This is a genomic window from Marinobacterium marinum (assembly GCF_013868415.1).
Taxonomy (GTDB): domain Bacteria; phylum Pseudomonadota; class Gammaproteobacteria; order Pseudomonadales; family Balneatricaceae; genus Marinobacterium; species Marinobacterium marinum.
This window is the reverse complement of sequence record NZ_JACEMT010000049.1, coordinates 23989-36019: the sequence shown is the minus strand read 5'-3', so window position 1 is coordinate 36019 and position 12031 is coordinate 23989. Positions and strand designations below refer to the sequence as shown.

7 protein-coding genes are annotated in these 12031 nt (G+C 59.6%); 3 read left to right on the top strand and 4 right to left on the bottom strand.

Annotation, left to right across the window (positions count from 1 at the left end):
* Window positions 1-45 precede the first annotated feature (45 nt).
* From H1S06_RS09335 to alaC, 3 genes are all read right to left on the bottom strand, one after another.
* Window positions 46-621 carry a uracil-DNA glycosylase family protein gene (locus H1S06_RS09335; protein ID WP_181739488.1) on the bottom strand — a complete coding sequence of 192 codons (576 nt, stop codon included), beginning with the start codon at window positions 619-621 and terminating at the stop codon, window positions 46-48.
* On the bottom strand, window positions 618-1226 hold the full coding sequence (locus tag H1S06_RS09330; RefSeq protein WP_181739486.1) for a GDSL-type esterase/lipase family protein: 609 nt from the start codon (window positions 1224-1226) through the stop codon (window positions 618-620). The genes H1S06_RS09335 and H1S06_RS09330 overlap by 4 nt, the downstream gene beginning before the upstream one ends.
* 108 nt (window positions 1227-1334) lie before the next feature.
* Window positions 1335-2564, bottom strand: coding sequence for an alanine transaminase (gene alaC / locus H1S06_RS09325; RefSeq protein ID WP_181739484.1), 1230 nt, complete (start codon window positions 2562-2564; stop codon window positions 1335-1337).
* 397 nt (window positions 2565-2961) lie between these two features.
* Between alaC and H1S06_RS09320 the strand changes: the two genes are divergently transcribed.
* The 3 genes from H1S06_RS09320 (at window position 2962) to H1S06_RS09310 (ending at window position 8241) form a co-directional block, all read left to right on the top strand.
* Window positions 2962-4008: an efflux RND transporter periplasmic adaptor subunit gene (locus tag H1S06_RS09320; RefSeq protein ID WP_181739482.1), complete on the top strand. Its 1047-nt coding sequence runs from the start codon at window positions 2962-2964 to the stop codon at window positions 4006-4008.
* Window positions 4005-7223, top strand: coding sequence for an efflux RND transporter permease subunit (locus tag H1S06_RS09315; RefSeq protein ID WP_181739480.1), 3219 nt, complete (start codon window positions 4005-4007; stop codon window positions 7221-7223). The genes H1S06_RS09320 and H1S06_RS09315 overlap by 4 nt, the downstream gene beginning before the upstream one ends.
* Before the next feature lie 67 nt (window positions 7224-7290).
* On the top strand, window positions 7291-8241 hold the full coding sequence (locus tag H1S06_RS09310; RefSeq protein ID WP_181739478.1) for a 2-hydroxyacid dehydrogenase: 951 nt from the start codon (window positions 7291-7293) through the stop codon (window positions 8239-8241).
* A 3-nt stretch (window positions 8242-8244) separates the two neighbouring features.
* On the opposite strand, the gene H1S06_RS09305 is transcribed toward H1S06_RS09310, so the two are convergent.
* The gene (locus H1S06_RS09305; RefSeq protein ID WP_181739476.1) at window positions 8245-11970 is read right to left on the bottom strand and encodes a sensor domain-containing protein; all 3726 of its coding nucleotides are present in this window, start codon (window positions 11968-11970) and stop codon (window positions 8245-8247) included.
* Window positions 11971-12031: the final 61 nt, after the last annotated feature.

Here is a 12031-nt window from a genome sequence, read left to right as displayed (position 1 = left end):
TTCAGCCCTCAAGACTCAAAGCCTTGAGCGATCTCTTATGCATATTCATGCCCGAAGACGCTCAATACGCTCTTTCAGCTCCGGCAATAACACCTTTTCAAACCAGGGATTACGCCGTAACCAGAGATTATTGCGCGGACTCGGGTGTGGCAAGGGCAACTGCTCAGGCCCGTATGCACGCCAATTTCTGACACGCTCTGTAACACTGCCGCCCTTGCCCAGATACCATTCCTGAGCATAACGCCCCACCAGAAGGGTCAATTCCAGATTCGGCAACTGGTCCAGCAATTTTTGCCGCCAGGCCGGTGCGCACTCGGGGCGTGGCGGGTTATCACCCGAGCGACCACGGCCGGGATAACAGAACCCCATCGGCAGTATGGCAACCTGGACAGGATCATAAAAAACCTCCCGACTCACGCCCAACCAGTCACGCAAACGGTCACCGCTGGGATCGTTGAACGGAATACCGGTCTCATGCACTTTCAGTCCCGGCGCTTGCCCCACGATAAGCAAGCGAGCCCTCACATCAGCCTGCACTACCGGTCGAGGCCCCAATGGCAAAACATCGGCACAGATCCGACAGGCCCTGACCTCCTGCAGCAACTCTGCTAACGCGCTCACAAAGCGCCCTCCTTCTGCAGCGTTGCATGGATACCTTCGGCCAGAGCGCGATAGCCTTGCGCATTCAGATGGACGGCATCGGACTTCATCGCCGAATCTCTCAGCAAGCCGGACAACAGGTCTTCAATAAAGACCAGATCATGCCGTTCCGCCAACTCGGCATACAGTGGCGCCGCATCAGAAAACAGCTTTTTCTCCGGTACGCCCAGCAGTACGACCTCAACACCCCGAGACCTCGCCAGCCGAATCATGGCATCCAGGTTGTTTTCCAGCTCGGTCACGGACTGGTTGCGCAGAATGTCATTGCCGCCATGCAACAGGATCAACACGTCTGGGCGCACCCGCGACAGCTCGGCAGGCAAGCGTTCCAGTCCTCGGGCCGACACCTCGCCGGAGATCCCGGCCGACTCGACATGACGACCGCTCAGCCGAGCCAATACCGACGGGTAGCTGTCCGCTGCCGGTACGCCCATGCCGACGGTGAGGCTGTCACCAAAGGCCAGAATAACCGCCTGCTCATCCAGCAGCTCCAGGCGCTCATCACTGCACCCCTGTATCAGCCCTATACCCATCCACAAAATCATGATGCGCAGCAGATTCCGCATGTCACCACTCCTTGCCATCACAGAAAAATGTATTGCCTTCACCGATAGATCATTGGCGATCAGCTGACATAAAAAACCGCTGTCTGGCAGCGGTTTTTTTAGCAATGTTTACTCCTGACCGGCCGAAGCCTGCACACCATCCTTGCGCAGCATCGCCTTGATGCCTCTCACGGCCTGGCGAATACGATCCTTGTTTTCGATCAAGGCAAACCGTACATAGTCGTCGCCATACTCACCAAAGCCGATTCCCGGCGACACGCACACCTTGGCATCGGCCAGCAATTTCTTGGAAAATTCCAGCGACCCCAACCGTCGATACTCGTCGGGAATCCTGGCCCATACATACATGGAGGCCTTGGGGTTATCGACCATCCAGCCTGCTTCGTGCAGCCCTTTCACCAGCACATTACGGCGCTGACGGTATTGTTCGGCAATATCGCGCACGCACTGCTGATCCCCTTCCAGCGCCGCGATCGCCGCGACCTGCAGGGGCGTGAAGGTGCCGTAGTCATGGTAACTCTTGATCCGCGCCAGGGCATGTACCAGTTCCTTGTTGCCGACCATGAAACCGATACGCCAGCCCGCCATATTGTAGCTTTTGGACAGGGTAAAAAACTCCACCGCCACGTCCTTGGCGCCCGGCACCTGCATGATCGAAGGTGCGGTCCAGCCGTCATACACGATATCGGCATAGGCCAGATCGTGTATGACGATAATGTCATACTGTTTGGCCAGCGCTACCACACGCTCGAAGAAATCCAGCTCGACACATTGAGCCGTGGGGTTGGACGGGAAACCCAGAATAATCATCTTCGGCTTGGGGATGGATTCGCGAATCGCCCGCTCCAGCTCAACAAAGAAGTCAACGCCCGGCACCAGCGGCACTGAGCGCACCTGAGCGCCGGCAATCACCGCCCCGTAAATATGAATCGGATAACTCGGATTGGGCACCAGCACAGTGTCGCCGTGGTCCAGGGTCGCCAGCATCAGATGCGCCAGCCCTTCCTTGGATCCGATGGTAACAATGGCTTCGTCTTCCGGATCGATCTCGACCTGGTAACGATCTTCATACCAGCGTGAAATGGCACGGCGCAGACGCGGAATACCGCGCGAGGTGGAATAGCCATGGGTATCGTCTCGCTGGGCCACGGCACACAGCTTTTCGACGATATGCGGTGGCGTGGCGCCATCCGGGTTGCCCATGCTGAAGTCGATGATGTCCTCGCCACGGCGACGGGCGGCCATCTTCAGCTCGGCGGTGATGTTGAATACGTAGGGGGGCAGGCGATCGATACGGGAAAAATGGCGTACGGGACGCACACCGGTCTTGTCTGTCATGTCAACCTCGATAAAACGTCAGCGCCCGGAACCGTCCGAGCGACGCCGGCCATGTCTTCATGGCCGTGTATCGAGACTAAACCCTCTCCCGCCTTTTCGCCAGCCTTAATCAGGCGTATGTTCCGCCAGCTTCTGTTTCACAAAGCCTTGAGCTTGCCCTAGGCCTCCTGTTCGGTCACACCGGCCGCCAGAGTTTCCCGTTTGCGGGCCTCATGGGCCGCCCTTTCATCGGGGTTGGCCAGCATACGGTCACGAAAACGCTGCTGGTTGCGGTGCTCTTCGACGCTATACTGATCGACGTAATGGTATCAGACAAATCTCTTCCGACTCGATTGACCTCGCGACCTCTTTTATATGAATATCAACTAATATTAAAAACATCCCGAGGAGCGGCACCATGATTTTGCTGCGTACCCTGCCCCTGCTACTGTCCTTGCTGGCACCTCTTCTGCTGGCGGCCGAAATCCCCGTCCCTTCAAACATTGTCGTGCAACGCCAGGCCCTCGAAGAGCACCTGCTGCTGGATGGCGTCATCGAAGCCGTACAGCAAAGCACCGTTTCGGCCCAGACCAGCGGTCGTGTTACCGCCCTGCCCTTCGACGTGGACGATTCCGTCCCCGCCGGCGCACTGATCGTGCAACTGGAGGACAGCGAGCAACAGGCCCGCTTCAGCCAGGCACAGGCTGGACTCGCCGAAGCCCGGGCGGGGCTGACCGACGCACGTCAGCAGTTCGCCCGCGTCCAGTCCCTGCATGAGCGCAAGCTGGTCGCCAACCAGGCACTGGACCAGGCCCGCAACCAGCTCAATGCCGCTCAGGCGCGGCTGGCCCGCGCCGATGCAGGACTGGCCGAAGCACAACAGCAGCTCGATTACACCCGCATCACCGCACCCTACGGCGGTATCCTGACCGAGCGTCATGTGGAGCTGGGCGAAAGCGTTAACCCGGGGCAGCCGCTGCTGACCGGCCTGTCGCTGCAGCACCTGCGCGTGGTGGTGGATCTGCCGCAGCAATATGCCGGGCTGGCCCGCGAACAGCGCCGCGCCCTTGTAGCCCTGCCCGATGGCCGTGCGCTGGAAACCGGCGAAATGACCTTCTACCCCTACGCCGACCCGGCTACCCACACCTTTCGCCTGCGTATGCCGCTGACCGAACCGGGCGGTCAACTGTACCCAGGCATGCTGGTCAAGGTCAGTGTACCGGTGGCCACCCGCGAAGCATTGTGGATTCCCGCTGACGCCATCCTGCATCGCAGTGAGCTGCGCGCCGTCTTCGTACTGGATGACCAGGATACGCCTCGCCTGCGCCAGATTCGTACCGGTGTGCGTAACGGTGACCAGGTAGAAGTACTGGCCGGATTGAAGGCGGGTGAACATATCGTCGCTCATCCTCTTGATCTCAGCGGTGCCGCCGAGCTGCATCCGGTTGAGGAGACTGCCCAATGAGCCAGCCCTTGCCACCGGTCGGCCCGTCCGGCGCAATTGCCCGCGTATTTCAGGATTCAAAACTCACCCCGCTGCTGACTCTGCTCGCCATACTGCTCGGCGCTCTGGTGCTGGTGTTCACGCCCAAAGAAGAGGAACCACAGATCGATGTCACCCTGGCCGACATCATCGTCGCCCTGCCCGGCGCCAGTGTCACCGAGGTGGAGAGCGTCATCGCTACACCCGCCGAACAGGTGATGAGCGAGATCGAAGGGGTCAAGCATGTCTATTCCGTATCCCGCCAGGGGATGGCGGTGATCACGGTGCAATTCAAGGTCGGCGTCACCCGGCAGGAAGCGCTGGTACGACTGTACAATCAGGTCTATTCCAATCAGGACTGGCTGCCGGCCGATCTGGGTGCCACCCAGCCGCTGATCAAGCCACGCAGCATTGATGACGTGCCGATCATGTCGCTGACCCTGTACGATCCGCAACAGCGCTATGCTGGCACCGAACTGACCCGTATGGCGCACATGCTGGAGGTAGCGCTCAAGCGCATCCCCGGCACTCGCGACATTTACACCGTGGGCGGAGTACCGGATCGGGTGGATATCCGTTTCGATCCGGCGCTGCTCGCCGGCCACAGCCTGACCCTGGACGACATTGCAATGGCACTGCAGGCCGCCAACGCCAGTTCCCAGGATTTGCGCACAACACAGAATAGCCTGTCGATCCCGGTCCAGGCCGGTCAGCTGCTGGAGCAGGTCGATGATGTGCGCAACCTGGTCGTGGGCATGCATCAGGGCGCGGCGGTATTCATGCGCGACATCGCCGAGGTCAGTCGGGGCGAAACGGTGCCGGACCAGAGCGTCATGCTCGGCTTCGGACCCGGCAAGGCCGATCATCGCTCGGGAGAGATCGGCCAGATTTACCCGGCCGTCACCCTGGCCATCGCCAAGCAGCCAGGACAAAACGCGATCAATATCACCACCGCCATCGAGGAACGGCTGGAACTGTTGCGCAACCGCGCTCTGCCGGAAGGCGTGGAACTGGTGATCACCCGCAACTACGGCGAGACGGCTTCAGCCAAGGCGGAAAAGCTGATCTCCGACCTGATCTCGGCCACCGTCTGCGTGGTGCTGCTGGTGCTGGCCGCCATGGGCTGGCGTCAGGCCACCATCGTCGGCATCGCCGTGCTGGTGACCCTGCTGCTGACGCTGGTGTTTTCCTGGGCCTGGGGCTTTACCCTGAACCGGGTATCCCTGTTCGCACTGATCTTCTCCATCGGCATTCTGGTCGATGACGGCATCGTCATCACCGAGAACATCAACCGCCGCATCCAGAACTCCACCCACAAGATCCGCGACATCATCCCCGTGGCCGTGGACGAAGTGGGCACCCCGACCATCATGGCCAGTCTGACCATTATGGCGGCGTTGCTGCCGATGGCGTTCGTCACCGGTTTGATGGGGCCTTATATGAGCCCCATTCCAATCAACGCCTCCGCCGGCATGGTGCTGTCGCAGATCGTGGCTTTCGTGGTCGCGCCCTGGCTGGCGATGCGGCTACTGCATCATCGCAAGGGCGAAGTAGAGGAAACCGGCAGCTCCGCCGATGGCGTCAGCCCGGTATCGCTGAAAATCTTCCGTTTCGTACTCACCCCGTTTCTGGGTGACCACAACTGGCGACGCCGCTTGCTCAGTCTGGGTGTCATCGGCCTGATGCTGCTGTCGATGGCCTTGCCGGTGTACCAGTTCGTCATCCTCAAGATGCTGCCGTTCGACAACAAGTCCGAGCTGCAGGTAGTGGTCGACATGCCGGAATCAACGCCGATGGAAGAGACCCAGCGGCTGTTGCTGGCACTCGGCGCCTATCTGGAGACAGTGCCCGAAGTAACCAACTGGCAGAGCTATGCCGGTACCGCCTCGCCGATCAACTTCAACGGACTGGTGCGCCAGTACTATCTGCGTAGCGACCCCTGGCACGGCGATCTGCAAGTCAATCTGGTGGCCGATACTGACCGTGAGCAGCAATCACACGACATTGCCACCTCGCTGCGCGCCCCCCTGCAGGCCATTGCCAAGCCCTTTGGTGCTGCGGTGAAGATTGTCGAGATCCCGCCCGGCCCGCCGGTGCTGTCGCCACTGGTGGCCGAGATCTATGCTGCCGACGAGCCGCGCCGCACGGCGCTGGCACAACAAGTCGCTGCTCAGATGCACCAGGTCGAAGGACTGGTTGATATCGACACCACGCTGGAAGCGCCGGTGCAGCAGTGGCAGGTCGTCATCGACCGCGCCCGTGCCGCCCGTTACGGCGTTGCTCAGGGACAGGTGGTACAGGCCCTGCAGACCGCACTGGGCGGCAGCACCCAGAGCTACCTGCATGACGCGCACGCCAAGTATCCGGTGCCGATCCGGGTGATCCTCAACGAGGGCGACAAGGCCCAGGCCTCGGCACTGCTGTCGCTGCAGGTGCGCAACCGTGACGGGCAGCTGATTCCGCTGGCCAGTATCGCCCGCATCGAGCCGACCGCATGGCCCGGTGCCCGCTACCACAAGGACCTGCTGCCGGTGACCTATGTCACTGCCGATATGGCCGGCGCCATCGACTCGCCCTTGTATGGCATGTTCGCCATGGTGGAGCGACTGGGGCAGTTGGAAGGCGCGCCGGAACAGTTCTTCATCCAGCAACCGCCGCTGCCGGAACTGGGCACACTGAAATGGGACGGCGAGTGGCAAATCACCTATGAAACCTTCCGCGACATGGGCATCGCCTACAGCGTCGGCATCTTCATGATCTTCCTGCTGCTGGTGGCACAGTTCCGTTCCTACGTGCTGCCGCTGGTGATCATGGCCCCGATCCCGCTGACCCTGATCGGCATCCTGCCGGGCCATGCCCTGCTGGGGCGGGAGTTCACCGCCACCAGTATGATCGGCATGATCGCCCTGGCCGGCATTATCGTGCGCAACTCCATCCTGCTGGTGGTGTTTATCCGTCAGCTGCTGGATGAGGGCTCCTCGCTGGAAGAAGCCGTGGTGCTGGCCGGTGCCGTTCGCATCAAACCGATTGCGCTGACCGCCATTTCGGCCATGGTTGGTGCCTATTTCATCCTGCATGATCCGATCTTCAACGGGCTCGCCATCTCGCTGGTATTTGGGCTGACCATGTCCACGCTGCTCACCATTATTGTGGTTCCCCTGCTGTTCTATGCGCTGGCTCGCCGTCACTGGCTCTGATTGACCCCGGGCCCTCAGCCGCTAAGATGAGGGCCCGAAAGCCAACTGCCGACCGACTGGACCTGATATGAAAGCTGTTTTTCTGGATACACAAAGTCTGGATGACCTGGACCTCTCCCCGCTTGCAGACTGCGTTGAAACGCTGGTCTGTTATCCGACCACCTCCCCGGAACAGGTCGCTGAGCGCATTGCCGGTTTTGAGCTGGTCATCACCAACAAGGTCGTGCTGGATGCCGATCTCATCCGTAATGCAGACTCGCTGCAGCTGATTTGCGTCGTTGCCACCGGCGTTAACACTATCGACCTGACGGCCGCCACTGCACGTGGCATCACGGTCTGCAACTCGCAAGGCTACGGCGTACAGTCCGTTGCACAGCATGTACTGAGCCTGATGCTGGCGTTGCACACACGACTGCTGGACTATGACCGAGCGGTACGCCGGGGCGACTGGAACCGCTCCAGTCAGTTCTGCCTGCTGGACTACCCGATTCTGGAACTCAATGGACGTACGCTGGGGATTGTCGGTTACGGTGCCCTGGGGCAGGAGGTCGCACGTCTAGCCCGCTGCTTCGGTATGCAGGTCATGATCGCGGCTCGCCCCGGCAGCACCAGCATTCCGGCCGACCGGGTAGCACTGGAGACGGTGTTGAGCCAGGCCGATGTCATCAGTCTGCACTGCCCTCTGACCGAAGCAACACATCATTTGATCGATGCTCCCGCTCTGGCCCGCATGAAAGCCGGCAGCTTCCTGATCAATGCCGCACGCGGCGGTATCGTCGATGAAACAGCGCTCAAGGATGCTCTGTGCTCGGGACATTTGGGTGGAGCGGCCACGGATGTACTCAGCGAAGAGCCTCCTCGTCAGGGCAACATACTGCTGGACCCGGCCATTCCGAATCTGATTATCACCCCTCATTCGGCCTGGGGCAGTGTGCAGGCACGTCAAACCATTATCGAACAGACCGTCGAAAACATTCGCGGCTTTCTCCAGCAGACCTCCGTCCGACGCGTCAATTAAAGCTCAGTCCTCCGCCGGACAAGAGCGGCGACTCAACCATGCCGGCAACGCCTCTGCCGGCATGGGCCGGGCAATCGCATACCCCTGCCCCAACTCGCATCCCAACGCCAGCAGTTCACGGCAATGCTGTTCAGTCTCGACGCCTTCCGCGATCACCTCTCGCTTGAAAGCATCAGCCAACTGAATGACTCCGGTCAAAATGGCCAGATCATCCTGATCGGCCAGCATGTCATGGACAAAACTGCGGTCGATCTTGAGCACTTCGGCAGGCAGACGTTTGAGGTAGGTCAAGGACGAGTAACCGGTCCCGAAATCATCCAGCGCAAAGCGAATGCCCAGTGCCTTACAGGCATGAATGACCGTCGACACGTAGTCCACATCATCCAGCGCGGTTGTTTCCAGAATTTCGAGCTCCAAATCACCGCTGCGGATATCAGGCCGACGCTCCAGCAGCACGCCCAAATGCTCAACAAAGTCGGGCTGCTGCAGGTGAATCGCGTCAATATTGGCACTGATCGGTATTTCCAGCCCCTGACCGCGCCATGCCAGTATTTGATCCAGCACGGTTTCCAGCACCCAGTTGCCGATATCCACGGCCAGATACTGATTTTCAATCACCGGCAGAAAATCGGCCGGCATCAACAAGCCCCGCTCCGGGTGCTGCCAGCGGATCAGCGCCTCGCACCCCACCAGCGCACCGGTGCGCATATTCACCTTGGGCTGGTAGTACAGCACCAGCTCTTCCCGCTCCAACGCCATAGCAATGCGGGTCAGGCTGTCATGCTGACTGCGCAGGGCACGGTCGCGCTCCACATCAAACAACTGATAACGATTTTTACCGGCCTGTTTCGCCTGATACATTGCCTGATCGGCCTGGCGCAACAACTGATCGGCATCGAGACTGTCCTGCTGGGGGTAAAAGGCAACCCCGATGCTGGCCGATACCTTGAGCTCCAAACCATCGAATCGAACCGGCTCCGATACCACGTCCAGCAGACGGCGAATCACCGGCAGGCTGGCTTCGGTATTATCCAGGTCCACCAGAACCGCCACGAATTCATCGCCACCCAGACGGCCCAGGGTATCCTCCTGCCGTATTTCCTGTTGCATGCGGCCAGCCAGACGTACCAGCAACCGATCCCCGACGGCATGACTGTAATTGTCATTCACCGATTTGAACCCGTCCAGATCTATAAACAACGTAGCGATATTGCGCTGCCGCCGCTGTGCCAACGCCATCGCCTGCTGCAACCGATCCGCCAGCAGGGTGCGGTTGGGCAGGCCGGTCAACGCATCAAAATGGGCGATCCGCTCCAGCTCCCGCTGATGCTGCTTGAACGGCGTAATGTCGGACATCAGAGAGACATAGCCCTGCAATACGCCCTGCTCATCGTGAAAGGCGTTGATCTTTTGCAGCACGGCGTAACGCTCACCCGTGGGACGCACATTCCAGGCTTCTCCCTTCCAGCTACCGAAGTTGCGTAACTGCTGCCACAGTGTATCCAGGCTGCCCGGAGTGCCATGCAGTGTATTCATGAAACTCAATGAGCGTCCGACGGCCTGCTCGGCCGCATACCCAGTGGTGCGAGTGAAGGCTCCGTTGACCGACAGGATCTGGCCCGCCACATCCGCAATCATGATGCTTTCATCCGCATTGTCGAATACGCTGGCCGACAGGCGCAATTCGCCTTCCACCTGTTGCCGCTGGCGCACATTCACCAACAGGTCCGCAAAGAGCCGGAGCAGCCCTCCCGTATGTGACGAGAACAGATTCACACGCTGCCTCGACACCACGCCGACAAAGCCCGTGCAGATGCCATTGTTCATTAACGGCTGGTCCACCAGGCACTTGACGGATTTGCGCTTTAACACTTCGGCCACAAGAGGTTCATTCAACCGGCTTGTGTCTTCTACAACCACGGCCTCACCGCGTTGGTGGTGATCCAGCCAAACCGGCAATCGCGCTACCGGCAGTCGCTGCAGCAGTTCCTTCTCGGTCGGCATGTCCTCTGTGCACCACTCGTGTGTCATAGAAACCACCCCGGCCGCATGGTCATAGGCGAACAGATAACAACTGTCGGCGCCGATGAATTCGCCGATCTCGTGCAGAGCGTCCTGAATGGCCTTATCCACTTCCGACAGACTCAGGTTGATGAAACGACTGGAGAATCTCAGCACGATCTGACGATAGGCATCGGTCTTTTCCAGACGTCGCTCCACGGCCGAGCGCTGCATTTCAGCATCAACCCGCTCCACGAATACGCCCATTAGCTCCCGTGCCAGCTCCGCCTGCAACAGTGGCTTGCGTCCCAGTCCGACCAGAATTCCCATCGGCTGTTGCCGCTTGTCCAGTAACGAACTGCCGATATAGGAGCGAACCCCCATTTCGCCCAACAGCGGGTCTGCGGGATACATCTCCGCAACCTTGTCAGGGTAGACCGCATGTGCCGTCTTCATGACATTGCTGCACGGCGTTCCCTGCAAGGAATAGTCAAAGGGCTGCATCTCGCCATCGGAGGTGCATCCCACACACACTTCCACTCGGTCATGATGCGACGACAGCTGGCCGACAAAGACATAATCCAGCCCCAGCGCCTGCCGCAGATGACAACAGACGGCCAGGTAAAACGCATCTCCGGTCAGGGGTGCAAATTCGCCTGCCAGCGCACCCAGCGCCGCCTGCACAACATGCTGGCGCGTGACGTCCTGAACGGTTCCAACCGTAACACGTTCACACCCATCATCCAGGCAATGGCTCTCACTTCGAACATGCACATGCTTGACCCGCCCGTCCGGCATCAGCAACCGATGCTCCAGGTCATAGGGCATGCCTTGATCAATGGCATCCGCATAGCGCCGCTTGACCCGCTCCATATCGTCAGGATGAATGCGCTCCATCGCTTGCCGCAACGGCTGCTCGAAGGTTTCGCTTTCCAGTTCCAGAATATTTTTCATCTCCCTGGAACAGTGAATCTGTCGTGCCTGCTGATCCAGCCGCCAGCTGCCGACACGCGCAATACGCTGCGCACTTTCCAGCTGGTGGCGGCTGTCGCTCAACGCCTTGTTCGTAGCGCGTGTTCTCTTTTCCAGTTCTCGTCGCCGCCCGATATTGCGTACCAGCAGAACAATTACCAGTGCCTGCGCCAACAGCGCACCTGCCAGCGTCCATTGCAGCCATCGTTGCCCCCTTTCAATCTCATCCAGCTGGGCATCCACCATACTTTCCAGAGCTTGCTGATAACGCCACAACTCGTCCTGCGGGTGCCGCTCCGGCGTCACATCGCTGATAACCGAGTACAGCAGAGTTTGACCGTCAAACAGGTAGGGCCGTGAATGCACGGCAACCAGGCGGGTCTCGCCATTGGCCAATCGGTGCCGGAAGATAAAATAGTTGCGTCCTTCAGAACGGGCCAGTGCGCGCTCGCTGGCAATCTGCTCCGAGGTAAAGGTATTGATTTGCTGAATATGCATGTCGGACAACCGCTGGCGGTCATAGCCATAAAAACGTGCCGCCGCCGCGTTGGCCATGCGAATCTGGCCGCTGACGGGATCGATCAGCAACATGGGAAGAGCGGCCTCGCTGAACACCTGTTCAAACGCGGGCCCTCTGGCGAGAAACTGTTCAGCCTGCGCAACCGACACGGTCTTCGTGATGGCCAGCCAAGACAGCCACAAGAGCAGAAAAATGCGCAGATAGTTCGGGAACGAGCGAGGTACTGGGGAGATCAAGTCAAATGGCTCCGACAGCAGTTCTTGTTTCAATACACGCTACAGAAGAAAACCTGTATGA

Coding starts and splice junctions, on each gene's coding strand:
- H1S06_RS09310 (WP_181739478.1), top strand. CDS start 7,291: ATGAAAGCTGTTTTTCTGGATACACAAAGTCTGGATGACCTGGACCTC.
- H1S06_RS09320 (WP_181739482.1), top strand. CDS start 2,962: ATGATTTTGCTGCGTACCCTGCCCCTGCTACTGTCCTTGCTGGCACCT.
- alaC (WP_181739484.1), bottom strand. CDS start 2,564: ATGACAGACAAGACCGGTGTGCGTCCCGTACGCCATTTTTCCCGTATC.
- H1S06_RS09315 (WP_181739480.1), top strand. CDS start 4,005: ATGAGCCAGCCCTTGCCACCGGTCGGCCCGTCCGGCGCAATTGCCCGC.
- H1S06_RS09330 (WP_181739486.1), bottom strand. CDS start 1,226: ATGCGGAATCTGCTGCGCATCATGATTTTGTGGATGGGTATAGGGCTG.